Here is a 25,621-nt window from a genome sequence, read left to right as displayed (position 1 = left end):
CGGCGGCAATTGCTTAAGGGATCCATCAATCGCAAACGGAGAGGCCGAGATGCTGACGATCTATGGAGTTTACCGCTCGCGCGCGTCGCGCAACTACTGGATGGCGCGCGAACTCGGCATTCCTTTCAAATCCGCGCCGGTGATCCAGGCGCGCCGCCTCAGCGACCCGTTGGCGGCGGAGGCTCCTCTGAATACCAAATCGCCGGACTTCCTTGCCGTCAATCCGATGGGTCTCATTCCGGCAATCGAAGACGAAGGTCTGGTACTGACGGAATCGCTCGCCAACAATCTCTATCTCGCCCGCAAATATGGCGGGCCGCTGGGCCCAGCCGACATCGGCGAGGAAGGGCAGATCGGCAGCTGGACCATGTGGGCGGCGACGGAGGTAGAGCCGCATGCGGTCAAGATCGTTCTTGCCTATGACAACGGCATCGAGAACACACCCGAAGGCCGGGCACTGATCGACACCTGCTCACAGTCGCTCGAAAAAGCCTTCGCCGTGCTTGAGGGGCACCTTGCCGGCCGCGACTACGTCGTCGGCGAGCGCTTCACGGTCGCCGACCTTAACCTGGCGGAAGTCTTCCGCTACACGATGAGCCAGACCGCCCTTTTCGACAGGCACCCACGCGTCACGGCCTGGCTGGCGCGGTGCCAGTCGCGTCCCGCATTCAAGGCGATGATGGAGGAACGGCTGAGGGAACCGGAATAGAGTCGAGCTCGCGCATTCCCTCTTCCACCTCCTCGCGCACCCATTGCTTGAATGCAATTACGCCCTTGCTTTCGCGTCGCGAAGCAGAGGTGACGAAGTAATGGGCGAAGCCGGTCTTGGCGCGGATGCCGAACGGCGCCACCAGACTGCCCTTCATCACCGCATAGCCAGCGAGCGTCTGCCAGGCAATCATCACGCCCTGGCCGGCAATGGCCGCGTCGAGCGCGAGCGACGCATCGTTGAAGGTGTGGCGCACGGTCATCTGGGCGCCGGAAAGACCGGCTGCCTTCAGCCATACCTCCCACGAAAACATCGCATGCTCGTCGATGACGGCCGGCAACTTCAAAATGTCGGCCGGAACACGCAGTCCGGCAGCGAGCGCCGGTGAGCAGACGGGAAAGACCTCCTGTTCGAGAAGCAGCTCGGAGCGCACACCCGGCCAGCCGCCCGCCCCGACGCGGATGGCGAGATCCACGTCGGACGTTTCGAGATTGGCAAGTCTCGTCGTAGCATCGATTCGGAGCCGTATCCCCGGATGGCGCTCGGCGAAGCGGTTCAGCCGATAGACCAGCCAGCGAGCCGCAAAGACCGGCGCTACCGACACCGTCAATACCGACTCGTCGCGACGACGCACCTGCGCGACGGCTTCGGCGAGTTCCGCAAAAGCATTCGAGAGCCGCATCATGAGCGGGCGGGCGCTATCGGTTACCACGAGTCCGCGCGGCGAGCGCTCGAAGAGCGCACGCCCAAGCTGCGCCTCCGTCTTGGCAATCTGCTGACTGACGGCGCCAGGCGTCACGCCGAGTTCGTCGGCCGCGGCGGCGAGCGAACCCAGCCGACCGACCGCCTCCGCCGCGCGTAGCCCGTTCAGGTGAATCGTGTTCAGGTCCTTCATATAGTTTTTCTAAAAGCAAGGCCCGGTAATCTCAATTGTAAATTTCGGCGGACAGGCGGATCCTGCTGTAAGAGTCCAGACGGAGAGCAAAGGCCGCAAGGGTTTGCCCGCCCGTCCGACCGCAGACGCGGCACTGCCGCGCTCTCAAAAAGGATGGCTCCATGCCGAAGATTTTCTCTATACTGAAACGTGTCGGGATCGCCCCTGACGATCTTGCGGAAACGCCTTCCGACTGGTCGCGAGATCCTCTCCAGCATCCCGATCTCGCCCGTATGGATGAACGCGCGCTGGCGGACCTGCCGTTTCCCGGATGGCCATGGCCGCACGCTGCGGCGAGCGGGGCTTGCGACCACACGTGATCGGCGACGGCGGCTGAGCTATGATCCGCAACGTCCTTCCCGTTTGACCGAGGAAATCCATGACGGACGAGATGAAGCGTTCCTTCGAGCGCGTGCGGCGGCTTGCAGAAGCCGCGAGGCTACCGGAAATGACCGTCGGCACGTCCTATGGGACGCCGGCGCTACTCGTCAAAGGCAAGAGCTTCGTACGGATGAAGGACGCCGAGACGCTGGTGGTGATGTGTGCGCTCGAAGAAAAGGAGATGCTGATGGAGCTCGACCCGTCGCTCTTCTTCGAGACCGACCATTACAAGGGATGGCCGGCGATGTTGGTCAGGCTCTCGGTCATCGACGACGACGCGCTGACGCAACGGCTGATTGCCGCTTGGCGCGAAAAAGCGCCGAAACGGCTGGCGGATCGCTTTGGCATCTCCAGCCCGACCTGACCCGCGGTATCATGACTGCACGACCGCCAGCACCTTGGCGACGGCGGGCCGCGCGGCCATTCGGTTGCGATGATCGAGGATCTTCGGGAAGCGCGCCGGATCGACGCCGTCCGCCTCGAGCCAACTAGCAATCGTGAAGAGATAGGGATCGGCGATCGAATAGTTTTCGCCCATCACGAAGGGGCCGGCGAACATCGCACGCTCTATCAGATCGGAGCAATCGGCCATATTCTGCGGCACTTTCGCCTTCATCGCCTCGTGCGCAGCCGGGTCATCGGCCCAGCGTGCCGCTCGCCGCGCATGAGCATGGGCGACATGCACCGTCGAGCAGAGGTAGCTCAGGAACGACTGCAGCCGCGCAAACTCGAACGCGTCCTCGAGCGGCGCAAGCCGCGCCTCGGGAAAGCTCTGAGCGATATAGGCGAGGATGGCCGGTGTTTCGGTCAAGATGCCGCGATCGGTCACGAGCGCCGGCACCCTCCCTTTCGGATTGATGGCGAGATATTCGGGCTTCGTCTGCTCGGCCTTGGAAAAATCGATACGATGCGCTTCATAGGCCGCTCCGGCCTCCTCGAGCGCGATATGCGAGGCAAGTGAACAGGTCCCGGGCGTATAAAACAGTTTCAGCATCGTTCTGCCTCTCAAGGTGGCGGCGCGGAAGCGCGAATTGCCTTTGCAGAAGAGATGAAATCGCCGCGATTGACAAGGGCGGAAGGTCCGGCGGCGGCGATCCGCCGGCCCCTGTGCTTACGCGACCAGCGTACCGGCGCAGCCCGGCACGTCCTCAAGACGATAATAGACCGGAATGCCGCGTTCGCGCGCGATGCGCACGTCATTATCCGCTCCCTTCGAGTCGCCGGGCAACCGCAGTACGGCGTCGCAAAGGGCGAGTAAGCGGCCGGCCACGGGATGAAAGATCTCCTCATAGAGATCGTCGCCCACATGGCGCCCGCCCGCTGCATGCCACACCGGCAAGGCCACCCATTCGCCGATCATCGGCACGTGCCCCGCCTTGAAGAGCGCGTAAGACGGCTCCTCCAGACGCTTCAAGTTAGCCGCCATTTTGGCCGGATCGTCGCCCGTACCCGAGCGGTAGGGTCCAGCAATCAGAATAAGCATGACTTTTCTCCATGATTTTTTGCACGAAAATTCCAGATATTTCTGGAAATGTCATGAGGATTCATGCAATTTCGTGAAGAGTCAAGGAGGAATCAATGCTGACGACACAGAGACGAGCCATGATCTCGGCAAGACTTGCACGCGACGGGCAGCTCGTTGCAAAGGCGCTCGCCGACGAGCTCGGCCTTTCGGAAGACACGATCCGTCGCGACCTCAGAGAAATGGCGGCCGAGGGCCTGTTGAAGCGGGTTCATGGAGGAGCCCTGCCGCTGACGCCGCCGCTTCCGGATTTTGCCGCCCGCCAGGCTATCGCCGGCAACATCAAGCGCCGGCTCGGCCGCCGCGCGGCGGAGCTCGTCAAGCCGGGTCAGGTCGTTTTTCTCGATGGCGGTACGACCAATGCAGAGATCGCTCGCGCGTTGCCGTACGACCTCCGCGTCACCATAGTCACCCATAGCCCGACGATCGCCGCAGAGCTCGAGCGTCATGATGCGGAGGTGGTCCTGATCGGCGGCCGGCTCTACAAGCATTCGATGGTGACGACCGGCGCCGCGGCACTCTCGGCAATCGAACAAATTCGGGCCGATATTTTCTTTCTCGGGGTCACCGGCATTCACCCCGCGCACGGGCTTTCGACCGGAGACTACGAGGAGGCGGCGATCAAGCGGGCGATCGCCCGGCATACGGCTGAAACCTACGTGCTCGCCACGCCGGAGAAATTCGGCGCCGCCTCTCCCCACCGCATCATGAGCGTCGGCGAGCTCGCCGGCCTCGTCGTGCCCGCGGATATGGAAGCCGATCTTCTATCGCCCTATCAGGACGGGAGCACGACATTGATCACGGCATAGCGAGATTTGCGAACGCTGCTGCATGTTTCCTCAAGCAATTCAAAGTGCTGCAGCAATCTTTGCGCGTCGGATAAGACGCGCGGCGCTGTAGGTCACGCGATAAAGGCCTCGGTCACGCGCACGTTGCCGACATGCATACGGTTCCAATTGTGCATCGAGTGGTTGGCCTGAGCCATCAGCGCGGCGTGAACCTGCGGCTCGTCCGCGAAGAAGCGGGCAAGCGTCGCCGCGACCATCGCCTCGGCGGCCCGGGTCGTGCCGTCTTCGCATTTGAGCGCGATGCCTATGCCCTTCTCCGGAATGGCGGCGCAGAAGACGCCCTCGGCACCGGTCTTGGCGAAGATGCGACCGGGCGCGGTGTTCATCAGCCGCGTGCAGGCGCGCTTGGTACCGGCGACGTAGAAGGGTTCGGCCATGCAGGCATCGATCAGACGCTTCGAAGCGCGCGCCCGCTCCGCCCCGAGACCGGCACCCGTCGCCATCTTTGCAAAACCGTGGGCAAGCCCCTTCAGCGGTACCGCATAGGTCGGTATCGAGCAGCCGTCGACGCCGCAATTGTCGCGCGCCAGGATTGCTCCGGTCAGGTCCTCCATGACCCCGCGAATTTCCTGCTGGATCGGATGATCGTAGCCGATGTAACCCCTGACTTCCGTGCCGGAATGGCAGCAGGCGCAGATGAAGCCGGCATGTTTGCCGGAGCAATTGTTGTGCAGCGCGCTCGGCTTCTCCAGCGAGCGGGCCTGGCTGATGAGCGTCGCCTGGTCGGAAGACCAGTGGGCGCCGCATTCGAGCGCGCCGACGTCTCTCCCCGCGGCAGCCAGCATCTCGGCCGCGAGCGCCACATGTTCCGGCTCGCCGGAGTGTGATGAACAGGCAAGCGCCAGTTCCCTGGCACCGAAGCGATAGGCGTCCGCGGCGCCACTTTCCATGAGCGGCAGGGCCTGCATCGCCTTGCAGGCGGAACGCGGGAACACGGCGGCATCCGCGTCACCCAGCGAAAACAGCTCATTGCCGTCGCCATCGACGGCGACGACCATGCCGCGGTGGCGGCTTTCGACCATGTTTCCGCGCGTCACTTCGACCAGAACGGGATTCGACATGCACTGCCCTCAAATTTCCATCATTGCTTGAGCGGAATGCGGGCAAAAGAAGCACCCACTTTCCTTATCCGCGTACTTCCGGTTATGCATCTATCAGGTTTCCACCCGCAGAAAAGACGTTGTCGATGAAATTCCTCCGCCGCCTCTTCATCGCTTTCATCATCGTCTATCTGCTGCCAGCGCTTGCCTCGGCGGGTCTATGGTACTTCAAGGACCGCCCGCAGAGCTGGCGGGAGGCGGATTGGTCGTCGGCCGGCATTCTGCCCAAGGCAGCGGCGAACCCGGGCGCGGCGATTTACGTTTTCTCGGCGACGACCGGCGGCATGAAGGGCGCCGTGGCAAGCCACGCGTGGATCGTCACCAAGTACGAAGGAGCGCCGACCTACAGTCGCTACGAGAAGGTGGGCTGGGGCCGTCCGATCCGGAAGAACGCCTATCTGGCCGACGCCCGCTGGTACTCGAACGAGCCGCGCTTGGTGGTATCGGTCACAGGCGAGGAAGCGGAGCGGCTCATTCCCAAGGTCGAGCAGGCGATTGCCGCCTATCCCTATTCAGCGCCCGGCGCCTATCGCATCTGGCCGGGGCCGAACTCCAACACTTTCGTTGCCCATGTGCTGCGCTCCGTGCCCGAGCTCGACGCCGTGCTGCCGCCCGATGCGGTCGGTCGCAATTACCTGCCGGAGGCCAGGCTCTTCCAGGTCGATGCCGACGGGCTCGACGTCCATGCGACACTCTATGGCCTCGCCGGCATTTCTGCGGGCTGGCGCAGCGGCTTGGAACTGCATTTCATGGGCTTGGTGGCCGGGCTCGATATTGCAAGGCCCGGCTTCAAGATACCGGCCGTTGGCCGGCTCGGCATGTGAAGCGGCAGTTTAGAGCCGGCGCTCAAAAAAGGAAAAGGGCCGCGCTCCGGCGGCCCTTCCATGAGTTTTGGCCCTGTAATGGCCGGGCCCGAAGGCCCCAAGGAAGGCGGCAATCAAGCCAAGGGCTGCCTCGACTCCTTCACCTCTCCCATGTCCATTACGAGGTCCGAAATCTCATTAGACATTGGATCACCTTCCTTTCTGTTCGTTGACGTTGATTTAAACGTAAGCCCTCTTTGCGCCAATACAAGGGCGACTATCGTCTTATTGTCAGGCGACCCGCATCACGATCTTGCCGATATGATCGCCCCCTTCCATCAAGCGATGCGCTTCGGCGACTTTATCGAAAGGCAGAACCGCATGGATCACCGGTGCGACCTTGCCCGCTTCCAGCAGCGGCCAGACGCTTGATGCAAGCCCGTCTCGGATCGCCTGTTTCTCGGCAGACGTTCGTGGCCTAAGCAGCGATCCCATCACGTGCAGCCGCTTCGTGAGAATCGGCGCGATGCTGGCGCCCTCCACCCGCGCGCCGCCGAGGAAAGCGATGATCGATAGACGCCCGTCCTTGGCAAGGCAGGCAATGTTGCGATCGAAGTAGCGCCCGCCGACCATGTCGAGAATGACGTCTACGCCGCGCCCGCCGGTCTCCTCGAGCACGACGGCCTTGAAATCTTCCTCGCGATAGTTGATCGCCCGCTTCGCCCCGAGCGCCTCGCAGGCCGCGCACTTTCCCGCGTTGCCGGCGGTTGCGAAGACCTCCGCATCAAAGGCTCTAGCGAGCTGAATCGCCGTCGTGCCGATGCCGCTCGATCCGCCATGGACGAGAAGGGTTTCACCTGCCTTCAAGCCGGCCATGTCGAAGACATTGACCCAAACGGTGAAGAAGGTTTCCGGTAAGGCCGCCGCCTTCACCGCATCATAGCCTTTGGGCCAGGCAAGCACCTGTGTCGCAGGCACGGCGCAATATTCGGCATAGGCTCCGCCATTGGCCAACGCACAGACCTTGTCGCCAATCGCGAAGCCGGCCGCGCCCTCTCCGAGAGCGGCGACTTCGCCTGCAACTTCGAGCCCAAGGATCGGGCTCGCGCCGGGCGGCAGCGGATAGTCGCCCTTGCGCTGCAGCAAATCCGGCCGGTTGACACCGAAGGCTTCGACGCGGACCAGGACATCACCCGGCTTCACCTGCGGCAGGGGCCCGCGCGCCAGAACCATATTCTCCGGTCCGCCCGGGGCTGGCAGGTCGACATAGATCATCTCGGTCGGAAGGGTCATGGCGGCATCCTCGAAAGCAGAGCTCCGCCTATACCTACAGCCGGCTCGCCGCCCGCTCAATCCTGGCCAAGCCGTTCCAGCACGAGCCCGTCGTCGCTTGCCTTGGCACGCGCCTTTATCTCCGCGATCCGCTTGCTCACCGTCTGGCTGTCGGACAGGATGAATCCTTCCGGAAGCTTGAGCACGGCGATCGAGCAGCGCATCAGCGGGAAGTCCCTCGCGAGGCCGTCGCGGCCATGACCGCTAATGCCGCCTGCCGCCTGGTGCTCCGGCGTATAGAGCTGGCGCACATCCAGCCGGAAATCGTCGACGAGACGCATAAGGACCGCACGAATCTCCTCTTCGGTAAAGCCGCTGACGCCGACGAAGAAGTCGTCACCGCCGACGTGGCCCAGGAACTTCTCCTCGCCTATGAAATGACGCCGCAGGAGCGCTGCGAACAGGGTGATCGCCAGATCGCCCTTCTGGAAGCCATAGGTATCGTTGAACGGCTTGAAGTCGTCGAAATCGCAATAGCAGAAATAGCGCGCCTCATCGCCGTCGAGGATGGCGTGCTGGACGTAGTCGCGGATGGCGCGATTGCCCGGCAGACCAGTCAGCGGGTTCTGCTCCTGCGCCATCTTCAACTGCTTCTCGTTGATGATCTTCAGGAGCGACGAGGCCGAAAGTATGCCCGCATAGCGCATGTTTTCCGTCAGGATGACGCAGTCGCTGCCGTCCATGCCGGCAAAGATCTTCAGCATCTCGTCGGCCGGGGTGTCGAGGTCGGCAATCGGTGCCGGCGTGACGAAGTGCGAGATGCGGCGCTGATAGATGCGGTTCTTCAGAAGGTCGCGGCCGAAGGGATGATAGATCATCTCCTTCACATGGTATTCGTGCAGGATGCCGCGCGGCTCGCCATTGGCGTTCAGCACGGGAAAGAAGGCCTGGCGCGGATTGCGGCGGAAAAGGTCGAAAACCGAATCGAGATCGTCGCTTTCCCTGACGGCGGGAAGCTGCTCGATCTCCTTCCTGATCAGGATGCTGTCGAGCGTCGACGAGGGGCGTGTGCCGCCGAGGGGTTCCAGATGCGGGTAGACCGGCTGCAGTTCGGTGAGATGCGTCGTCGGACGGGCGACGAAATAGCCTTGCATCAGATCGCAACCAAGATCGCGGCAGACGAGAAACTCCGCCTCCGTCTCCACGCCCTCGGCAATCACCCGCGTGCCGAGGACATGGGCCATGTTGACCGTGTGGCGAACGAGATGGCGCTTGCGCGAGTCCTTGTCGATCTCTGCAATGAAATGCCGGTCGATCTTCACATAGTCGACCGGCTGGTCGCAGAGCAGTTTCAGACCGTTGAAGCCGGCGCCGAAATCATCGATCGCCAGTTTGAAGCCGGCAAGCCGCAACTGCCGCACCAGCGCGGAGAAATCCGGCATCTTGCCGCTGTCGAAACGTTCCGACAGCTCGAAACAAATGGAGGACGGGGCAATGTTGGAACGCTTCAGATGATTGACGAGGCGCTCGACGATGTCCCCCTCGCCGCCGACGAGGCGCGAATCGAAATTGAGGAACAGCGTGCGCGCGGAGAAATCCGGAAGCGTTGCAAAGGCAGCGACCGCACGGCTGTTGATCAGGTGCTCGAGAGCCAGCAACTGCCCCGCGCCCTCGGCCTTGTCGAGCAACTCGAGCGGCGAGGCAAAGCCCAGGCGCTCGAAGCCTCGCACCAGAGACTCGTAGCCGAAGACCGCCCCGGTCGTCGCCTCCACGATTGGCTGAAAAGCGTTTTCGATCACGAGTTTGGCAAGCGTTATGATCTGGTCGTCGCCGAAGCGGCGAAGCGACAGGACTTCTGCGGGGGCGGCCGACATGCCGGGCTCCAGGGAAAAGATATACGGACGCGCGCCAGCATCGAAGTCAAGCGTCAACGAAATCTTTCGCGAATGTGAAAGTTTGATGAAGGTTCGGCGCTCGAAGTAGAGCGCGCCGAAACGCACTCGCTTGGGTTGCTGCAATTGTGCGCGCCGGCGGCTCAACCTCTCACAAGAACGCCGAAGGCGATCGAAGCAAGCCCTTGCATGACGAGATCGACCGCAAGGAACAGCCCGAGGATCCAGAGGCTGTTGACCGGCCAGCCGGCCGCGATGACGAGGCCGGCGATGAAGGTGATGATCCCGCCGACGACCATCCAGCCCCAGCCGCCGAGCGGCCGAAGCTTGAAGCCGACCCAGATGCGGAAGCAACCGGCGACGATCAGCGCCACCGCCAACAGGAACGTCAAGACCGAAGAGGCGAGCAGCGGGTTGATGAAGGCGAAGAGACCCGCCGCAGCGTAGAAGACACCGCTCAGCACCCAGTAGAGGACGCTTTCCCAGCCCCTGACCTGAAAGGCATGAGCGAGATTGAGCAGGCCGCCGATCAGCATGATGATGCCGACATAATAGACGGATGCGACCGTCGCCATCAGCAGGTTGCCGAAGGCTACGCCGCCGAACATGATCAGCAGCACGCCAAGCGCGACGAACCATCCCCATTTTCCAGCAACAGCCTCCCTGCCGGCCGGATCGAGCGTGTGGGCCATTTTCAACCTCCAGTGCTGCAGGCAAGCACGATCTCCACCCCATGATTGAGCCGGATTTCCAAGCAAAAAGAAAGGGAAAAAGCGGAAAGTTTTTATTGATTGATGAGTCAATCAAAAATAAACTGTGATCCTAAGGAGTTCTAGCATGCCGAAAATCGGAATGGAGCCGGTACGCCGCAAGGCGCTGGTCGATGCGGCGCTGCGCGTGATCGGCGATCAGGGTACGCTTTCCGTCACGATGTCCGACATCGCCCGGACAGCGGGCGTTTCGCCCGCGCTCGCGCATCACTATTTCGGCAGCAAGGAGCAATTGCTGATCGCGACGATCCGCAGCCTGCTCGGCAAGTTGCGCGAGGACGCTGTGAGTGCGCTGAAGGCTGCGGCGACACCGCGCGAGAAGGTGAGCGCGCTGATCCGCGTCAGCTTCCGCGCCGATCAATTCGCGCCCGAGACCGTCGCTGCCTGGCTCGCCTTCTACTCCGAAGCTCAGCGGTCCGAGGAGTTCCGCCGGCTCCTCGTCATCTATGCGCGGCGGCTGCGGTCCAATCTTCTGGCAAGCCTCAAGGCGCTTTGCCCGGCCGATGACGCGGAACGCCTTGCCGAGGGCGCGGCTGCGATGATCGATGGGCTTTACATTCGGCAAAGTCTGAAATCGGCGCCGATCAGCATCGAGGCTTCGATCGCGTTGACAGAAGATTATGTGAATGCGCATTTGCGGGCGAGCAGTGAAGACTGCCCCTCTCCTCGGGTTTAACTCGAGGACTAGCGTTCTCCCCGCTTGCGGGGACGAGCGGCAGCCGGATGAGGGGCAGCCGCCTGCACGCGCGTACTGTGCAGAAGACAAATTCGAACGTCGAGGACCTGACAACGTGACCGCCGGGAAGCCGAATATCCTGATCATCATGGTGGACCAATTGAACGGGAAGCTCTTTCCCGACGGTCCCGCCGCGTTTCTGCATGCGCCGAACCTGAAGGCGCTGGCCGCACGTTCGACGCGCTTCCGCAACAACTATACGTCGTCTCCCTTGTGTGCTCCGGCGCGAGCGTCCTTCATGGCCGGGCAATTGCCTAGCCGTACCCGCGTCTATGACAATGCGGCGGAATACCAATCCTCGATCCCGACCTATGCCCATCACCTGCGCCGCGCCGGCTACTACACCGCCCTTTCCGGCAAGATGCATTTCGTCGGGCCGGACCAGTTGCACGGCTTCGAAGAGCGGCTGACGACGGACATCTATCCGGCCGATTTCGGCTGGACGCCGGACTATCGCAAGCCCGGCGAGCGCATCGACTGGTGGTATCACAATCTCGGCTCGGTGACCGGCGCAGGCGTCGCCGAAATTACCAACCAGATGGAATATGACGACGAGGTGGCGTTTCTGGCGAACCAGAAGCTCTACCAGCTCGCGCGCGAGAACGACGACGAAGGGCGCCGTCCCTGGTGTCTCACCGTCTCCTTCACCCACCCGCACGACCCCTATGTGGCACGGCGCAAGTTCTGGGATCTCTACGAGGGCTGCGAACACCTGCTGCCGGACGTCGGCACCATCCCGCTTGAGGAGCAGGACCCGCATTCGCAGCGCGTCATGCTCTCCTGCGACTACAAGAACTTCGACGTGACGGAAGAAAACACCCGCCGTTCGCGCCGCGCCTATTTCGCCAATATCTCCTACCTCGACGAGAAGGTCGGCGAACTCATCGACACGCTCACGCGCACGAGGATGCTCGACGACACGCTCATCCTCTTCTGCTCCGATCATGGCGACATGCTCGGCGAGCGCGGACTATGGTTCAAGATGAACTTCTTCGAAGGATCCGCACGCGTGCCGCTGATGATTGCCGGACCGGGTGTGACAGCCGGCCTGCATCTGACGCCGACCTCGAATCTCGACGTGACGCCGACATTGGCCGATCTCGCCGGCATCTCGATGGACGAAGTGAAACCCTGGACCGACGGCGTCAGCCTCGTTCCGATGATCGGCGGCGCGGAGCGCACCGAACCGGTGCTGATGGAATATGCGGCGGAGGCTTCCCACGCGCCGCTTGTCGCCATTCGCGAGGGCAAGTGGAAATATGTCCATTGCGCGCTCGATCCGGACCAGCTCTACGACCTCGAAGCCGATCCGTTGGAACTCACCAATCTCGCGGCGCATCCGCGCGGCCCCGTCGATCTGGCGACGCTCACCGCCTTCCGGGACATGCGAGCCGCGCATTGGGACATGGAGGCCTTCGATGCCGCCGTGCGCGAGAGTCAAGCGCGGCGCTGGGTGGTCTACGAGGCGCTAAGAAACGGCGCCTATTATCCCTGGGACCACCAGCCGCTGCAGAAGGCATCCGAGCGCTACATGCGCAACCACATGAATCTCGACAATCTCGAGGAATCCAAACGCTATCCGCGAGGAGAATAAGATGAGAGCCCAACCGAAAGCCTCGCATTTCATCGACGGCGAATATGTCGAAGACGCCGCCGGCACGGTGATCGAGAGCATCTACCCGGCGACCGGCGAGGTGATCGCGCGTCTCCATGCCGCAACCCCGGCGATCGTGGAAAAGGCGATCGCCGCGGCCAAGCGTGCGCAGCCGGCGTGGGCCGCAATGAGCCCGACGGCCCGCGGCCGCATCCTGAAGCGCGCCGCCGAAATCATGCGCGAGCGCAATCGCGAACTCTCGGAACTCGAGACGCTCGACACCGGCAAGCCTATCCAGGAAACGATCGTTGCTGACCCGACCTCGGGCGCCGACAGCTTCGAGTTCTTCGGCGGTATTGCGGCTGCAGCCCTCAATGGCGACTATATCCCGCTTGGTGGCGACTTCGCCTATACGAAGCGGGTGCCACTCGGCGTCTGCGTCGGCATCGGCGCCTGGAACTACCCGCAGCAGATCGCCTGCTGGAAGGGCGCGCCGGCGCTGGTCGCCGGCAATGCCATGGTGTTCAAGCCATCGGAAAACACGCCGCTCGGCGCGCTGAAGATCGCCGAGATCCTGGTGGAAGCGGGCCTGCCCAAGGGTCTCTACAACGTCATCCAGGGTGACCGGACGACAGGCCCCGTCCTCGTCAACCATCCCGACGTCGCCAAGGTGTCGCTGACCGGCTCGGTGCCGACGGGCAAGAAGGTGGCGGGTGCTGCCGCGGCCGAACTCAAGCACGTCACCATGGAACTCGGCGGCAAGTCGCCGCTGATCGTCTTCGACGATGCCGACCTCGAAAGCGCCATCGGCGGCGCCATGCTCGGTAATTTCTATTCAACCGGTCAGGTCTGCTCGAACGGCACGCGTGTCTTCGTGCAGCGGACGATCAAGGAGCCCTTCCTGGCGCGGCTAAAGGAACGCACCGAAGCGATCGTCATCGGCGATCCGATGGACGAGGCGACGCAGCTCGGGCCTATGGTATCCAAGGCGCAGCGCGACAAGGTCTTCTCCTATATCGAAACCGGCAAGGCGGAAGGCGCGCGCCTCATCACCGGCGGCGGCATCCCGAACCATGTGAGCGGCGAAGGCACCTATGTCCAGCCGACGGTCTTCGCCGAAGTCACCGACGAGATGACGATCGCGCGCGAGGAAATCTTCGGGCCGGTCATGTGCGTGCTCGACTTCGACAACGAGGCGGAGGTCGTCGCGCGGGCAAACGCGACCGAATTCGGCCTTTCCGCCGGCGTCTTTACCGCCGACCTCACCCGCGCCCACCGGGTCGCCGACCAGCTAGAGGCGGGCACGCTCTGGATCAATACCTACAATCTCTGCCCGGTGGAGATCCCCTTCGGCGGCTCGAAACAGTCCGGCTTCGGACGGGAGAATTCGGTCGCGGCGCTCAATCACTACACCGAGCTCAAGACCGTCTATGTCGGCATGGGGAAGGTAGAGGCGCCGTACTAACAGCACTTGCCCCCTCACCCCTAGCACTCTCCCAGCACCCGGGGAGAGGCGATTCGGGCGGCGCGGCATATCCCTTCTCCCTGCAAAGCGGGGAGAAGGTGACGGCAGCCGGATGCGGGGCATGGACCTAGAAGAAAGACATTCGCATGCAGGCAGATTTCGTCATCATCGGTTCCGGCTCGGCAGGCTCGGCGCTCGCCTATCGCCTGTCGGAAGACGGCAAGCATTCGGTCATCGTCTTGGAGTTCGGCGGCTCCGATGTCGGTCCCTTCATCCAAATGCCGGCAGCCCTCGCCTGGCCGATGAGTATGAACCGCTACAATTGGGGCTATCTCTCCGAGCCCGAGCCGAACCTCAACAACCGGCGCATCACCGCGCCGCGCGGCAAGGTGATCGGCGGGTCCTCGTCGATCAACGGCATGGTCTATGTCCGCGGACATTCGGAGGATTTCAACCGCTGGGAAGAGCTCGGCGCCAAGGGCTGGGCCTATGCCGACGTGCTGCCCTATTTCAAGCGGATGGAGCACTCGCATGGCGGCGAAGACGGCTGGCGCGGCACCGACGGCCCGCTGCACGTCCAGCGCGGTCCGGTCAAGAACCCGCTCTTCCACGCCTTTATCGAAGCAGGCAAGCAGGCCGGGTTCGAAGTCACCGAGGACTATAACGGCTCGAAGCAGGAGGGCTTTGGCCTCATGGAGCAGACGACCTGGCAAGGTCGCCGCTGGTCGGCCGCCTCCGCCTATCTGAAGCCGGCGCGCAAGCGCCCGAATGTCGAGCTCATCCGTTGCCTCGCCCGCAAGATCGTGATCGAGAACGGCCGAGCGACGGGAGTCGAGATCGAACGCGGCGGACGCATCGAGGTGGTGAAGGCCAATCGCGAGGTCATCGTCTCCGCCTCCTCCTTCAATTCGCCGAAGCTCCTGATGCTCTCGGGCGTCGGTCCGGCAGCGCATCTGAAGGAGGTGGGCATCGAGGTGAAGGTAGACCGTCCGGGCGTCGGGCAGAACCTGCAGGACCACATGGAGTTCTATTTCCAGCAGGTGAGCACGAAGCCGGTCTCGCTCTATTCCTGGCTGCCATGGTTCTGGCAGGGGGTTGCCGGGGCGCAGTGGCTCCTCTTCAAGAAAGGCCTCGGCATTTCCAATCAGTTCGAGTCCTGCGCCTTCCTGCGCTCGGCCCCGGGCGTCAAGCAGCCGGACATCCAGTACCACTTCCTGCCGGTGGCGATCAGCTATGACGGCAAGGCGGCGGCGAACACGCACGGCTTCCAGGTGCATGTCGGCTACAATCTGTCGAAGTCGCGCGGCAACGTCACGCTTCGCTCCTCCGAGGCGAAAGCCGATCCGGTGATCCGCTTCAACTATATGAGCCATCCGGAGGACTGGGAGAAATTCCGCCATTGCGTGCGGCTTACGCGAGAGATCTTCGGCCAGAAAGCCTTCGACCTCTATCGCGGACCGGAAATCCAGCCGGGCGAGAAGGTTCAGACGGATGAGCAGATCGACGCCTTCCTGCGCGAACACCTCGAAAGCGCCTACCACCCTTGCGGCACCTGCAAGATGGGATCGAAGGACGATCCGACGGCGGTGGTGGATCCGGAAACGCGGGTGATCGGCGTCGACGCCTTGCGTGTCGTCGACTCCTCAATCTTCCCGCACATCACCTACGGCAATCTCAACGCGCCGTCGATCATGACGGGCGAAAAGGCCGCCGACCACATTCTCGGCAAGCTGCCGCTCGCCCGCTCGAACCAGGAGCCCTGGATCAATCCGCGCTGGTCGGTGAGCGACCGGTAAGATTACTCCAGAAGGAAACCGATCCAGCGGCCGGCTAGGACCGCTCCGATCCAGATCACCATGGAAAGCAGCGCCGAAAGGCGGACTCTCAGGGAGAGCGGTCCGCCTTTGACGGCGGCCCGCCATTGCGGTGTCATGTGCAATAAAGCCGCGTTGAGAACGCCAAGGGTGAGCAGCGTGATCTTTGTCAGGAAAGCGGGATTGCCGGCATATTCAACCGGCCGGACGCTGAAAAGGCAGAAGCCGGTGAGTATGGCCAGCGCAACGCCGGTTGCTGCTGCGCGCGAAAGATACGGTCCGACCACCCCGACCGGGACGCTGCGGAAAAACCCGATCAGCCGCAGGTCAAGCGGCAGGATCGAGCCGACGATGATCCCGATCGACAGGATGTGGGCGGCATTTGCGAAGATGTAGAGGGTCGCCGAACGCCGTATCGCGACGGCGAACGGCAGGGCTCCGATCCACTCCAGCAAGCCATCCATCAATTCGTCCGTATTCGTTCCGGATAGATATCATAGACCTTTCCGGCGACGGTGATCCGCACGGCTTTCATCCTTTTCTCGTTGCGATCGAGCGAGCGATTGCCGAGCGCGACGATCGGATCACCGATCTTTGCGACGCCTTCGACGAACCCTGAACGTTCGGTCAGCCGTGGATTGCCGAGCTCGACGCGCCAGATACCGTCGGTTTTCGTCTCGACCTGAAGGGTCGGATGTGGCGGCGCCATCGAAATCCGGCGGATCGTCCCGGAGAGCTCCATCTGCTCCTCTTCCGCCCAGGACCAGCCGTGATGCGCGTAAGCACCTGTGACGAGAAGCAGGCCGACAGCACCGCCGATGAATATGCGACGTGGCAGGAATCTCGCCATCTTTGTCTCCTCTCATGTGATCAGGATCAGCCTGAAAACTGGTGCGCGCAGAGTGGAAAGACAGGGTATTCAACAATTCTTGAACGGCACAGGCATCGCCGATCGGACCGTGCAGCCATGGAATGCTCGCCTCGCAACGGCGACCAGAATAATCTACTATCTTACTAGGTTTTCTTAGAACTTTATGGATCAGAGAGATATTTGCTCTGATCCTGAGGCAATAGAAATCCGTTTTTCTGTCCTTTGTCACAAACGGCTGCGATATTCCGTGCAAATCGCAACAGGATTGAGCCATGACTACGCAATCCCTCGAAGCCAAAGCGAAGGCTCTCAACGAGAAGCTCGAAGGCCTGGATCTTGCCGGCCGGCTGGCGCTCGTCGCCGGGCTCGAAGGCCGCGCGGTCTTCACGACGTCGCTCGGCATCGAGGATCAGCTGATCACCGCCGCGATCGGCACCCACCGCCTAGACATCGAGGTCTCGACGCTGAAGACCGGCCGCCTGTTCAACGAGACGGTCGCGCTCATCGACAAGACCGAGGAGACCTACGGCATCCTGATCAAGCGCTATTATCCCGAAAAAGCCGATATCGAAGCCTATGTCGCGCAATATGGTATGAATGGTTTCTATGAAAGTGTCGAGGCAAGGCATGCCTGCTGCGGCGTGCGCAAGCTGAAGCCGCTTGCTCGCGCGCTCGAAGGGGCAAGCTACTGGATCACGGGTCTCCGCCGCGGCCAGTCGGGCAACCGTGCCGCCACCCCCTTTGCGGAAGCTGACGCCGAGCGTGACTTGATCAAGATCAATCCGCTGGCGGACTGGGATATCGAGACGATCCGTGCCCATGTCGCGGCAGAAGCCATTCCCGTCAATCCCCTGCACGGCCGCGGTTATCCGTCGATCGGCTGCGAGCCCTGCACGCGCGCCATCAAGCCCGGCGAGCCCGAGCGCGCCGGCCGCTGGTGGTGGGAGAACGACGAGAAGCGCGAGTGCGGTCTGCACGTCGCTGAAGCGGCCTCCTCCGTCATCCCGAACGCCAGCAATGCCGCTTGACGGCCAAGCGCGGCGTCGACCAGAAAATATCCTCCCCGGAGTTTGCAATGCCCCATACTCATCCGGAAACGGAACTGCATAACCCGCAGAGCACGAAGCCGCCGCTCGACCCGCATCTGAAGGCGCTCGAAAACGAAGCGATCCACATCTTCCGTGAGGTCGCCGCGGAATTCGAGCGGCCGGTGATGCTTTATTCGATCGGCAAGGATTCGTCGGTGCTCCTGCACTTGGCACGCAAGGCCTTCTATCCCGGCCGCGTGCCCTTCCCGCTGCTCCATGTCGACACCGGCTGGAAGTTCCACGAGATGATCGCCTTCCGCGACGAGATGGTCGAGAAGTACGACCTCGACCTCGTCGTCCACACCAATCCGCGCGGTGCGGCCGAGAACATCACCCCTTTCACGCATGGCTCGGCGCTTTATACCGACATCATGAAGACCGAGGCACTGCGCCAGGCGCTCGACGCCGGACAGTACGACGCTGCTTTCGGCGGCGCGCGCCGCGATGAGGAGGCGAGCCGCGCCAAGGAACGCATCTACTCGTTCCGCACGCCGGATCACCGCTGGGACCCGCGCAACCAGCGCCCGGAGCTCTGGAACATCTATAACGGCATGATCCGCAAGGGCGAGAGCGTGCGTGCCTTCCCGCTCTCCAACTGGACCGAGGTCGACATCTGGCGCTACATCCAGGCGGAAGAGATCCCGATCGTACCGCTCTATTTCGCCAAGAAGCGCCCGATCGTCGAACGCGACGGCATGATGATTCTTGCCGAAGACCCGCGTCTCGAGCTGCTTCCGGGCGAGGCCAAGCGCGAGGACGTTATCCGCTTCCGCACGCTCGGTTGCTTCCCGCTGACCGGCGCTATCCGCTCCAGCGCAACCACGCTCGACGACATCATTTCCGAACTTGAAACCGCGACCGTCTCCGAACGCCAAGGCCGCGCCATCGACCGCGACCAGGCCGGCTCGATGGAAAAGAAGAAACGCGAAGGATATTTCTGATGACTGCACCGGCACTCGCGAACGCAGCCTTGGACGAAACCGCCGTTGCCCTCCCGGTGCAGGAGACGGCGCGGGTCGTGCGCGACACCCGTCCCCTTCGCCTCATCACCTGCGGCAGCGTCGATGATGGCAAGTCGACGCTGATCGGCCGGCTGCTCTGGGACACCAAGGCGGTCAAGGAAGACCAGGCGGCAAGCCTTCAGCGCGATTCGAGCGGCAAGCAGAACGATCTCGGCCTGCCGGACTTCGCGCTGTTGCTCGATGGCCTGCAAGCCGAGCGCGAACAGGGCATCACCATCGATGTCGCCTATCGCTATTTCTCGACCGACAAGCGCTCCTTCATCGTCGCCGACACGCCCGGCCACGAGCAATATACGCGTAACATGGCGACCGGCGCCTCGACCGCCGACCTCGCCGTGCTGCTCGTCGATGCGCGTGTCGGGCTGCTCGAGCAGACCCGTCGCCATGCGACGATCGCGACGCTGATGGGCATCCGCCAGTTCGTGCTCGCCGTCAACAAGATCGACCTTACGAATTACGACCGCGCCCGCTTCGACCAGATTTCGCACGAGTTCAAGGAACTGGCGCTGTCACTCGGCGTGCGCCAGGTGACCGCGATCCCGGTCTCGGCGCTCAAAGGCGAGAACGTCGTCTATGACGGCCGCGCCTCGATGCCCTGGTATGATGGCCCCACTCTGATCAAGGTTCTGGAGCTCGCGACAACCCGCTCGGCCCAGACCGTCGGCTTTCGCCTGCCGGTGCAGCGCGTGTCGCGTCCCGGCGAAAGCTTTCGCGGCTATCAGGGCACGGTTTCCGGCGGCTCGGTGAAGCCCGGCGATTCCGTCGTCATCCTGCCATCGGGCATGGTGGCGAACGTCACCAAGATCGTCACCTTCGACCTCGTGCGCAACGCGGCGGTCGCCGGCGACGCGATCACGCTGGTGCTTGACCGGCAGGTGGATGTCTCCCGCGGCGATGTGATCGCGTCGATCGACAGCCAGCCGATGATCGGCCTCGCCTTCGACGCGCAGCTCGTCGCTCTGCAGGCGGAAGGCATCCAGCCCGGCAAGCGCTACTGGTTGAAATCCGGCAGCCGCCGCCAGCGCGTGCAGGTGCAGCCGATAAGCCAGCTCGAGCTCAAGAGCGGCAAGTGGAATCATGCGGACGAGCTGCCGATGAACGCCATTGGCAAGGTGCATCTCGCCTTCGACGAACAGGCGATCTTCGACACCTACGAGCAGAACCGCACGACCGGCGCTTTCATCCTGATCGACCCGGACACCAACAACACGGTCGCCGGTGGCATGATCACCGCCAAGCGCGCCGCACTCGGCGGCATCCACACCGAGGAGAGCCGCGTAATCCTGTCGCTGCCGGCCGACCTCGCCGATCAGTTGATGGCAACGGAGTTCTTCGCCAACCGCCGCGAAGACGTGGAGGTCCGCCGCGTCACGGCCGCCAAAGCGGTCGAGATCATCGACACGATCGACGAGTGACAGGTAAATAGCCGATTACGGAGGGGGCCCGCGAGGCCCCTTTTTGCTGGGTCATTGCCAGTGACTGACTTGCTGGAAAAATTGCGGAGCGCCCCGCCGGTGCGGCCTTGCCTTGGTTAGCTCTCACAAGACGCAAGAAATTTCCCCCAAAGAGGAGTAGTCTCCGCAAGCCTGCGCCCGCCGCAGGCGATCAGGCGCGCCGCTCGATGCGGGTGAGGTCGAGCATAAGCGGCGGCGGATCGGCATGGCTCCAAAGTTGATAGCCGACGACGCTGCCCAGGATGGCGGACCAGATGAGGATTTCGCGTAGGGTGAAAATCGGCTCGTTCGTCATCGCTGCCTCGTGGAACCGTGTCTGTTGCAGGGATATTCGCGCCGATTGTTCACCCTGATAAGACGGCGTTTTAGGAACGCCTAGTTTCTCGGTGAACAATAAACAGGATCGATCTGGCAGCGAACCTGGGCTGGCCGTACTTCCGGCGAGCCGCGCCTCAACGCGAAGTCCTGAATCGTTGAAAGCGCTTGAGGGCATCCGCGTGTGACCGGCTAAAAAACCGGGTTTAAAGGATAACCATCTAAGCGAGGAAGACACCAACATCAGATTTCTGCAAGCCACCCTCGCGTGGGTGAAGAGGCAACGGAAGCCTGGTGATGCCCCCTTGGGGTCAGCCGAGGCAGACCGGAGTTTACCACCAACCACGACAAGCAAAATTGACGAGCCAGACGATTCTTTGAGGCCCAAGCCATAGATGCCTAGTCGTAGAACGTTTGTAGAAAGGCTGAAGAATGGTGGGAGTGATCGTTTACCACTTCTCTTGGTGGTTGAAAGAAAGACGGGGCATCGAAATGCCCCGTTTGCAAATCAACGCCTAAGAGACTTCAGGTAGGCAATCACGTTTCTAACGTCGCTGTCATTTTTAAGTCCAGCAAATGCCATTTTTGTGCTTGGGACAGTCTTCCTGGGAGCCTTCAGGAAGTCTGTTAGTAAGCCCTCATCCCAGACCTTGCCATCTTGAGCGTACTTTGTCAGAGCCGATGAGTAGCGAAACGTACTTATGCCAGCGATTGGACGACCGACGACACCAAGGAGGTGAGGCCCTACAGCATTACGCTCGGCATCCTCCACATGGCATGCTTTACATCGTCCAAACACTGTCTTTCCTGCAATCACCTCAACTTCGTCCGCAAACGAAGGTGATCAGCGTACCAAGCATAGCAAATGAAGTAAGAATCGCCTTACTCACCCCTGCACCTCAGTAGCCGCCGAATGAATACATGTCGGCCTTAATGACCCACTTCTCGCCTTCCTTCGTCCAAAGGAAAAGAGAGCGAACAGTTGTGGCCGAAGCACTTGCATCCGCACCTGGGAGCGTCCAGAGGACCCATGTCCCGATTTGCTCGTCACTTTCGGAAGCCATGCGCTCAACCGTGACCTCTGCTTTCGGAAAAGCGTCGATGAGGTGGATCACCAAGTCTTTGACAGCTTCCCGGCCGATGGCAGGCTTGGGAAGTTCCTCACCCGCAATAACAATGTCCTCGGCATAAAGGTCTGCTACTAGGCCAGCAGCGTCCTCCCCGTTCCAGTAGGTCTCAAGTTCATTCAACCTCTGTTCAATAACAGCTTTGGCCGTTGAGCCCTGATCCGACGCGAATGCACTCGTAGCAGCGGCTCCAAGAACGACGGCGGCGCACAGAATGGTTTTCAAGTTCATTGCCTTATCCCCTTCAGGCTTTCACAAGTTCGGAAATCACAGCATGGGCCACATGGTTGCCGCGTTCGATCGCCCCGTCGATGAAGCCGCGCCACCCATTAGCACTGTCGGCGCTGGCAAAGTGCACCAGTCCCTCAGCTTCCTGAAGTGCTGCGAGCGCGTTCGTGAACTGACCTTTTCGATAGAAGCACCAAGTCCCCTGAATGTACTCATCTTCCGCCCAAGGGAACCCAGCGGTGTCTATGACCTTGGCACCCGGGATAAACTGTTGGACGTAGGGGGTAAGGACTTCCGGATCGAGCAGATCGAGTTCCGTCGGGCTGGCGAAGGCCACTAGCGTCGTCGTGTCGCTCTCGGCGTATTCCGTCCAGAACATGCTCATCGGGAACGGATGAGGAGCCGAGGCCAAGTAATTGCCGACATTCTTATCAATGGTGAAATAGAACTTGAGACCCGATCCGGTGTGTTTCTGTTCTGATGCTGTCACCTTCGCTGGCATGAGCGGCGGGCTGAATTCAACGTTCTTGAGCGTGTTCATCGGAACGGTGCAGATCACGCGCTTCGCACGATAGACCTCGCCGCTTTCGACCGTGACCTCCACGCTGTCGGCGGACTGCACAACCTTCTTTACGGCTGTGGAGAGCTTTACCTCGGGCTTGCCATCGGCGATCAGACGATCGATCAGGCCCGCCGTGCCTTCCTCGATCTTGTAGTGCCCGCAACGATCCCAGAGGAGACCGACATTGAAATCGCCGAGCGAATACCACTTCAGCATGTCGACGAATCCAGCTGTCGAGGGGTCATTGTGGCAGCAGATCGCCACCCAGGAGTTCAAAAGCGATTTCTCTTCAGCCGTCGCGTCAAGCGCCTCAATGCGCTCGACGCACGTCATGTTGTCGTACTGTTTCCAGGTGTCGGTCGCGAACGGAGCGTGAGCCTGAGGGAAGACGGTCATCCCGCCCATGCCGTCGACATCGCAGAACTTCTGCATCGCGCCGACAAAAATATCCAGGTAGACGTTCGAGGCTTCGGTGCGGACCTTGCCATCGACCATCCAGGCCGCGATATCGGGGGCCGCACCAGCACTTTCCTTCACGCCGAGACCATAGCGGTTCATTTCCGCCCAGACATTGGGCTGACACCAATGGACCCAGGTTCCGCCGAACTCGGTAGGATGTTTGTTGTATTCGCCCGTATGGGTCCGGCCACCGAGAATCGGACGAGCTTCGAGGATGACTGTTTTCAGACCGGCGTTGCCTAGCTCCCGGGCCGCAGTGCATCCGGCGAAACCGCCGCCGATCACGATGACGTCGATGCCCTCTTGCTGCGCATGTGCGGTGCCGGTCGATGCCAGAAGCGGGGCCGCGGCGGCTAGACTACCACCTGCTTTGATCAAGCCACGACGAGTCAATAAGTTGCGGGAATTCTTCATAGTTCTTCTCCTCCAGGAATGGCGAGCGTCTTGACATCTAGCTCGCATCTGACCGGGCTTTGGCTTGCAGGCACAAATGTGCCAACCTGCGTCAAAGACACAGCCGCTCCTCCAAGCGAATGCGGTTAAGCATTGCAGGCCACATCGATGCTGACTAGAATAGGTCGCTCGACCTATTGAGAGATTAGGTCACACGACCTTTTTGTCAACGAGTTTTTTTGTGACGCTTTTTCGGGAAGTAGAATGGACGCAGAGAACCCAAATAAAAGAAAAAGGACGTCAAAAGCTAACAAGGCGCGTAGGTCAATCCGCGAAGTCGTGGCTCCCGGAGGCCCCGACGGTGACGACGGCGTGTTTTTTGGCGCGGTTGCTACAACAGCCAAGGGTAAAGAGCGTATAAGCCAAATTCTGGAAGCCGCGCTGGAGATCATCGTTGAAGATGGTTTCGAAGGGATGACTCTTCGATCGGTAGCCCGAAAATCGGGCATAACGATTGGCAACCTGCAGCACTACTATCCGAACCACAATGAGCTGTTGCAGGCGGTAACGCGGTATATTCTCTATCACTATTTCGCCGAGTATGACCGCTTGGCTGGGCTCTATAAGGACGATATCGAACGGCAGTTTGAAGAAACGATCCGGTTCCTGATCAATGATTGCAAATCTGCCAAGACAAACGCAATCTTCTTCAGCCTATGGGCAATGGCTCAGCGAAACCCGTTCGTCTCAGATATGATGGACCTGATGTATACGGACCATCGGCGTTCGATCGAGAAACTGCTTGCGGTTGTAAATCCGAACTTGTCACCCGCCCGAGTGCCTATTTTGGCAGCGCTAATCGCTACTCAGATTGAAGGATTGATGCTGCTGATTGCCGCAAACCGCCCAAAACACGTGGAACTCGAAGGCATTGAAGAACAATGCATGTGCGAGATCCTACGGATGGCCCACCAGGCACTTTGAGCGTGATGATAGCCTACTGAATGGCAAGCCAGCATTCCCGAAGGGTGTGCATTCAGAACTGGATAATTGCGGAGGCAGAGATTTCACGCGGTCAGCAACGAGCGCGCAATTCATGCTGCCTTGGATATGCGTGTAGGCGCCCCCTTACGCGGGGCTTTTCGATCCTGCAACCACCAGCCGCGTCCTTCTTAGACCTTTTGGCGGGGCGACCGACGTGTTCCCCATGAGATTCTGCTTCAATCTCATGGTGAATTTCATGGTGGAAATTTCGGAAATTATTAAGAGAAAGGAAAAAGCCCGATTTCCCGGGCTTTTCGGCTGGTCGGAGTGGAGTGATTCGAACACTCGACCCCCACGTCCCGAACGTGGTGCGCTACCAGACTGCGCTACACTCCGTGACCAGCGGCGCCTCTATAGAACAGCATTTTCGTTTTCACAAGCGCCCTCCTCAAAAAAAGGCTGGCATTCGCCGAAATTTCGACCGGCGGAAACATTGCCTGCCCCTTCGCCGCCCAGCGAAAATAGGGCGTTTCTGCAACGCTTTGGATTTTCCTAATTCGGAAGGCTTTCAGCCGATTTTCTTTCGCCGGTTTTGGCGCTAGAGCCTCGGCGGATTGCAAGGAAAACCGGGGGACACCGGCCTTCCGCGCCGCTGATTTCAGGACAGACCAAAGGGACAGAGACATGAATTTCCGCATGATGACGGCGGCCGGCCTCGTGCTGGCGCTTGCCGGCTGCACGACGACGACCGGAGTGGCCAGAAACGCGGTCGAGAGCCGCTGGCTCGGCCAGCCCGCCGGCACCTTCTTCGCCCAGTTCGGCCCGCCCATTTCCGACGTCGAAACCGGCAGCGACACCGTCTATAGCTGGAAGGGCGGCTACAAGACCCGCAGGATCCCTGCAGAATACGAGAAGACCGCCGACGGTAAACGCGGTAAGCGCATTTCGCCGGCCCGCACGGAATACTTAAGCTGCTCCGTCCAGCTCACCGTCTCCTCCGACTACGTCATCCGCTCGATCCGCCTCGTCGGCGACCGCAAGCGCGCGAACGGCCCGAGCTGGTGCGAAGAGTTTTTGGGTGGGGCAAAGGCGGAGTGATCGTTCGCGTCCACGTGAAAAATTCCGGCCCGCTGGCGAAAGTCGGCGGGCTTCTTTTCTAAGACGCTTGAGTGAGATGGCTGGGGCGCCTGGATTCGAACCAGGGAATGGCGGTACCAAAAACCGCCAGATAGGGTGCACACAGGCCGTTTTACTACATTTCTTCGGGCCAAATGCGCC

The 25,621-nt window shown here is 61.2% G+C and carries 27 protein-coding genes and 1 tRNA gene; 14 read left to right on the top strand and 14 right to left on the bottom strand.

The features are described 5' to 3' along the window. Positions 1-49 precede the first annotated feature (49 nt). The gene (locus M728_RS03390) at positions 50-709 is read left to right on the top strand and encodes a glutathione S-transferase family protein (RefSeq protein ID WP_026618604.1); all 660 of its coding nucleotides are present in this window, start codon (positions 50-52) and stop codon (positions 707-709) included. On the opposite strand, the gene M728_RS03385 is transcribed toward M728_RS03390, so the two are convergent. Further along, on the bottom strand, positions 669-1,604 hold the full coding sequence (locus M728_RS03385; RefSeq protein ID WP_026618603.1) for a LysR substrate-binding domain-containing protein: 936 nt from the start codon (positions 1,602-1,604) through the stop codon (positions 669-671). The two genes, M728_RS03390 and M728_RS03385, sit on opposite strands and share 41 nt — an antisense overlap. A gap of 161 nt (positions 1,605-1,765) precedes the next feature. On the opposite strand from M728_RS03385, the gene M728_RS03380 reads away from it, so the two are divergent. Then, positions 1,766-1,963: a hypothetical protein gene (locus tag M728_RS03380; protein ID WP_084044231.1), complete on the top strand. Its 198-nt coding sequence runs from the start codon at positions 1,766-1,768 to the stop codon at positions 1,961-1,963. 59 nt (positions 1,964-2,022) lie between these two features. Next, positions 2,023-2,388: an MmcQ/YjbR family DNA-binding protein gene (locus tag M728_RS03375; RefSeq protein ID WP_026618602.1), complete on the top strand. Its 366-nt coding sequence runs from the start codon at positions 2,023-2,025 to the stop codon at positions 2,386-2,388. 9 nt (positions 2,389-2,397) lie between these two features. On the opposite strand, the gene M728_RS03370 is transcribed toward M728_RS03375, so the two are convergent. Then, on the bottom strand, positions 2,398-3,018 hold the full coding sequence (locus M728_RS03370) for a glutathione S-transferase family protein (protein WP_026618601.1): 621 nt from the start codon (positions 3,016-3,018) through the stop codon (positions 2,398-2,400). A gap of 117 nt (positions 3,019-3,135) precedes the next feature. Next, positions 3,136-3,507 carry a hypothetical protein gene (locus tag M728_RS03365; RefSeq protein WP_026618600.1) on the bottom strand — a complete coding sequence of 124 codons (372 nt, stop codon included), beginning with the start codon at positions 3,505-3,507 and terminating at the stop codon, positions 3,136-3,138. A 95-nt stretch (positions 3,508-3,602) separates the two neighbouring features. On the opposite strand from M728_RS03365, the gene M728_RS03360 reads away from it, so the two are divergent. Next, positions 3,603-4,355, top strand: coding sequence for a DeoR/GlpR family DNA-binding transcription regulator (locus tag M728_RS03360; RefSeq protein WP_026618599.1), 753 nt, complete (start codon positions 3,603-3,605; stop codon positions 4,353-4,355). A 92-nt stretch (positions 4,356-4,447) separates the two neighbouring features. On the opposite strand, the gene M728_RS03355 is transcribed toward M728_RS03360, so the two are convergent. Beyond that, positions 4,448-5,455 (bottom strand): asparaginase, encoded by a 1,008-nt coding sequence (locus tag M728_RS03355; protein ID WP_026618598.1) that lies wholly within the window; start codon positions 5,453-5,455, stop codon positions 4,448-4,450. Between the two features lie 125 nt (positions 5,456-5,580). Here M728_RS03355 and M728_RS03350 point away from each other — a divergent pair, with 125 nt between their 5' ends. Then, the gene (locus tag M728_RS03350; protein ID WP_026618597.1) at positions 5,581-6,318 is read left to right on the top strand and encodes a DUF3750 domain-containing protein; all 738 of its coding nucleotides are present in this window, start codon (positions 5,581-5,583) and stop codon (positions 6,316-6,318) included. Between the two features lie 270 nt (positions 6,319-6,588). Here M728_RS03350 and M728_RS03345 read toward each other — a convergent pair whose 3' ends face one another. The 3 genes from M728_RS03345 to M728_RS03335 form a co-directional block, all read right to left on the bottom strand. After that, a complete protein-coding gene (locus tag M728_RS03345; protein ID WP_026618596.1) occupies positions 6,589-7,590 on the bottom strand; it encodes an NAD(P)H-quinone oxidoreductase in 1,002 nt (333 codons plus the stop codon). A gap of 56 nt (positions 7,591-7,646) precedes the next feature. Next, positions 7,647-9,443, bottom strand: a complete 1,797-nt coding sequence (locus tag M728_RS03340; RefSeq protein WP_026618595.1) for a bifunctional diguanylate cyclase/phosphodiesterase — start codon at positions 9,441-9,443, stop codon at positions 7,647-7,649. Between the two features lie 161 nt (positions 9,444-9,604). Continuing rightward, complete coding sequence (locus tag M728_RS03335) at positions 9,605-10,153, bottom strand: HdeD family acid-resistance protein (protein WP_026618594.1); 549 nt, start codon at positions 10,151-10,153, stop codon at positions 9,605-9,607. 145 nt (positions 10,154-10,298) lie between these two features. Between M728_RS03335 and betI the strand changes: the two genes are divergently transcribed. The 4 genes from betI (at position 10,299) to betA (ending at position 15,822) form a co-directional block, all read left to right on the top strand. After that, positions 10,299-10,907, top strand: coding sequence for a transcriptional regulator BetI (betI, locus tag M728_RS03330; protein ID WP_026618593.1), 609 nt, complete (start codon positions 10,299-10,301; stop codon positions 10,905-10,907). A gap of 115 nt (positions 10,908-11,022) precedes the next feature. Further along, the gene (gene betC / locus M728_RS03325; RefSeq protein ID WP_026618592.1) at positions 11,023-12,561 is read left to right on the top strand and encodes a choline-sulfatase; all 1,539 of its coding nucleotides are present in this window, start codon (positions 11,023-11,025) and stop codon (positions 12,559-12,561) included. Between the two features lies 1 nt (position 12,562). Continuing rightward, on the top strand, positions 12,563-14,026 hold the full coding sequence (gene betB / locus M728_RS03320; protein WP_026618591.1) for a betaine-aldehyde dehydrogenase: 1,464 nt from the start codon (positions 12,563-12,565) through the stop codon (positions 14,024-14,026). Positions 14,027-14,172: 146 nt separating this feature from the next. Continuing rightward, positions 14,173-15,822: a choline dehydrogenase gene (gene betA, locus M728_RS03315; protein WP_026618590.1), complete on the top strand. Its 1,650-nt coding sequence runs from the start codon at positions 14,173-14,175 to the stop codon at positions 15,820-15,822. Between the two features lie 2 nt (positions 15,823-15,824). Here betA and M728_RS03310 read toward each other — a convergent pair whose 3' ends face one another. Together M728_RS03310 and M728_RS03305 are read right to left on the bottom strand one after the other, a co-directional pair. Further along, positions 15,825-16,304 (bottom strand): DUF6644 family protein, encoded by a 480-nt coding sequence (locus tag M728_RS03310; RefSeq protein WP_026618589.1) that lies wholly within the window; start codon positions 16,302-16,304, stop codon positions 15,825-15,827. Next, on the bottom strand, positions 16,304-16,690 hold the full coding sequence (locus M728_RS03305; protein WP_026618588.1) for a DUF6152 family protein: 387 nt from the start codon (positions 16,688-16,690) through the stop codon (positions 16,304-16,306). The genes M728_RS03310 and M728_RS03305 overlap by 1 nt, the downstream gene beginning before the upstream one ends. 293 nt (positions 16,691-16,983) lie before the next feature. On the opposite strand from M728_RS03305, the gene M728_RS03300 reads away from it, so the two are divergent. The 3 genes from M728_RS03300 to cysN are packed head-to-tail and all read left to right on the top strand — an operon-like array spanning position 16,984 to position 20,236. Then, positions 16,984-17,739, top strand: a complete 756-nt coding sequence (locus M728_RS03300; RefSeq protein ID WP_026618587.1) for a phosphoadenylyl-sulfate reductase — start codon at positions 16,984-16,986, stop codon at positions 17,737-17,739. Positions 17,740-17,786: 47 nt separating this feature from the next. Continuing rightward, the gene (cysD, locus tag M728_RS03295) at positions 17,787-18,740 is read left to right on the top strand and encodes a sulfate adenylyltransferase subunit CysD (RefSeq protein WP_026618586.1); all 954 of its coding nucleotides are present in this window, start codon (positions 17,787-17,789) and stop codon (positions 18,738-18,740) included. After that, on the top strand, positions 18,740-20,236 hold the full coding sequence (cysN, locus tag M728_RS03290) for a sulfate adenylyltransferase subunit CysN (protein WP_026618585.1): 1,497 nt from the start codon (positions 18,740-18,742) through the stop codon (positions 20,234-20,236). Before cysD ends, cysN begins: the two co-directional genes overlap by 1 nt. A gap of 190 nt (positions 20,237-20,426) precedes the next feature. On the opposite strand, the gene M728_RS03285 is transcribed toward cysN, so the two are convergent. From M728_RS03285 to M728_RS03270, 4 genes are all read right to left on the bottom strand, one after another. Then, positions 20,427-20,570 (bottom strand): hypothetical protein, encoded by a 144-nt coding sequence (locus M728_RS03285; RefSeq protein ID WP_156943306.1) that lies wholly within the window; start codon positions 20,568-20,570, stop codon positions 20,427-20,429. Between the two features lie 528 nt (positions 20,571-21,098). After that, positions 21,099-21,389 (bottom strand): cytochrome c family protein, encoded by a 291-nt coding sequence (locus M728_RS03280; protein ID WP_256375557.1) that lies wholly within the window; start codon positions 21,387-21,389, stop codon positions 21,099-21,101. Positions 21,390-21,489: 100 nt separating this feature from the next. Further along, the gene (locus tag M728_RS03275) at positions 21,490-21,948 is read right to left on the bottom strand and encodes a nuclear transport factor 2 family protein (RefSeq protein ID WP_026618584.1); all 459 of its coding nucleotides are present in this window, start codon (positions 21,946-21,948) and stop codon (positions 21,490-21,492) included. Between the two features lie 13 nt (positions 21,949-21,961). Next, positions 21,962-23,380 carry an NAD(P)/FAD-dependent oxidoreductase gene (locus tag M728_RS03270; RefSeq protein ID WP_026618583.1) on the bottom strand — a complete coding sequence of 473 codons (1,419 nt, stop codon included), beginning with the start codon at positions 23,378-23,380 and terminating at the stop codon, positions 21,962-21,964. Between the two features lie 243 nt (positions 23,381-23,623). Between M728_RS03270 and M728_RS03265 the strand changes: the two genes are divergently transcribed. After that, positions 23,624-24,343, top strand: a complete 720-nt coding sequence (locus M728_RS03265; RefSeq protein ID WP_026618582.1) for a TetR/AcrR family transcriptional regulator — start codon at positions 23,624-23,626, stop codon at positions 24,341-24,343. A gap of 319 nt (positions 24,344-24,662) precedes the next feature. On the opposite strand, the gene M728_RS03260 is transcribed toward M728_RS03265, so the two are convergent. Beyond that, positions 24,663-24,739: transfer RNA gene (locus tag M728_RS03260), tRNA-Pro, on the bottom strand. Positions 24,740-25,027: 288 nt separating this feature from the next. On the opposite strand from M728_RS03260, the gene M728_RS03255 reads away from it, so the two are divergent. Beyond that, entirely contained in the window at positions 25,028-25,441 is a 414-nt protein-coding gene (locus tag M728_RS03255) for a hypothetical protein (RefSeq protein WP_026612864.1), read from the top strand. Positions 25,442-25,621 lie beyond the last annotated feature (180 nt).

This window comes from Ensifer sp. WSM1721 (genome assembly GCF_000513895.2).
Lineage (GTDB): Bacteria > Pseudomonadota > Alphaproteobacteria > Rhizobiales > Rhizobiaceae > Sinorhizobium.
This window is presented reverse-complemented; position numbering and strand designations above follow the sequence as displayed.

Excerpts from the sequence above, each read along its gene's own strand:
- M728_RS03390 (WP_026618604.1), top strand. The coding sequence starts at position 50 with ATGCTGACGATCTATGGAGTTTACCGCTCGCGCGCGTCGCGCAACTAC.
- M728_RS03385 (WP_026618603.1), bottom strand. The coding sequence starts at position 1,604 with ATGAAGGACCTGAACACGATTCACCTGAACGGGCTACGCGCGGCGGAG.
- M728_RS03380 (WP_084044231.1), top strand. The coding sequence starts at position 1,766 with ATGCCGAAGATTTTCTCTATACTGAAACGTGTCGGGATCGCCCCTGAC.
- M728_RS03375 (WP_026618602.1), top strand. The coding sequence starts at position 2,023 with ATGACGGACGAGATGAAGCGTTCCTTCGAGCGCGTGCGGCGGCTTGCA.
- M728_RS03370 (WP_026618601.1), bottom strand. The coding sequence starts at position 3,018 with ATGCTGAAACTGTTTTATACGCCCGGGACCTGTTCACTTGCCTCGCAT.
- M728_RS03365 (WP_026618600.1), bottom strand. The coding sequence starts at position 3,507 with ATGCTTATTCTGATTGCTGGACCCTACCGCTCGGGTACGGGCGACGAT.
- M728_RS03360 (WP_026618599.1), top strand. The coding sequence starts at position 3,603 with ATGCTGACGACACAGAGACGAGCCATGATCTCGGCAAGACTTGCACGC.
- M728_RS03355 (WP_026618598.1), bottom strand. The coding sequence starts at position 5,455 with ATGTCGAATCCCGTTCTGGTCGAAGTGACGCGCGGAAACATGGTCGAA.
- M728_RS03350 (WP_026618597.1), top strand. The coding sequence starts at position 5,581 with ATGAAATTCCTCCGCCGCCTCTTCATCGCTTTCATCATCGTCTATCTG.
- M728_RS03345 (WP_026618596.1), bottom strand. The coding sequence starts at position 7,590 with ATGACCCTTCCGACCGAGATGATCTATGTCGACCTGCCAGCCCCGGGC.
- M728_RS03340 (WP_026618595.1), bottom strand. The coding sequence starts at position 9,443 with ATGTCGGCCGCCCCCGCAGAAGTCCTGTCGCTTCGCCGCTTCGGCGAC.
- M728_RS03335 (WP_026618594.1), bottom strand. The coding sequence starts at position 10,153 with ATGGCCCACACGCTCGATCCGGCCGGCAGGGAGGCTGTTGCTGGAAAA.
- betI (WP_026618593.1), top strand. The coding sequence starts at position 10,299 with ATGCCGAAAATCGGAATGGAGCCGGTACGCCGCAAGGCGCTGGTCGAT.
- betB (WP_026618591.1), top strand. The coding sequence starts at position 12,563 with ATGAGAGCCCAACCGAAAGCCTCGCATTTCATCGACGGCGAATATGTC.
- betA (WP_026618590.1), top strand. The coding sequence starts at position 14,173 with ATGCAGGCAGATTTCGTCATCATCGGTTCCGGCTCGGCAGGCTCGGCG.
- M728_RS03310 (WP_026618589.1), bottom strand. The coding sequence starts at position 16,304 with ATGGATGGCTTGCTGGAGTGGATCGGAGCCCTGCCGTTCGCCGTCGCG.
- M728_RS03305 (WP_026618588.1), bottom strand. The coding sequence starts at position 16,690 with ATGGCGAGATTCCTGCCACGTCGCATATTCATCGGCGGTGCTGTCGGC.
- M728_RS03300 (WP_026618587.1), top strand. The coding sequence starts at position 16,984 with ATGACTACGCAATCCCTCGAAGCCAAAGCGAAGGCTCTCAACGAGAAG.
- cysD (WP_026618586.1), top strand. The coding sequence starts at position 17,787 with ATGCCCCATACTCATCCGGAAACGGAACTGCATAACCCGCAGAGCACG.
- cysN (WP_026618585.1), top strand. The coding sequence starts at position 18,740 with ATGACTGCACCGGCACTCGCGAACGCAGCCTTGGACGAAACCGCCGTT.
- M728_RS03285 (WP_156943306.1), bottom strand. The coding sequence starts at position 20,570 with ATGACGAACGAGCCGATTTTCACCCTACGCGAAATCCTCATCTGGTCC.
- M728_RS03275 (WP_026618584.1), bottom strand. The coding sequence starts at position 21,948 with ATGAACTTGAAAACCATTCTGTGCGCCGCCGTCGTTCTTGGAGCCGCT.
- M728_RS03270 (WP_026618583.1), bottom strand. The coding sequence starts at position 23,380 with ATGAAGAATTCCCGCAACTTATTGACTCGTCGTGGCTTGATCAAAGCA.
- M728_RS03265 (WP_026618582.1), top strand. The coding sequence starts at position 23,624 with ATGGACGCAGAGAACCCAAATAAAAGAAAAAGGACGTCAAAAGCTAAC.
- M728_RS03255 (WP_026612864.1), top strand. The coding sequence starts at position 25,028 with ATGAATTTCCGCATGATGACGGCGGCCGGCCTCGTGCTGGCGCTTGCC.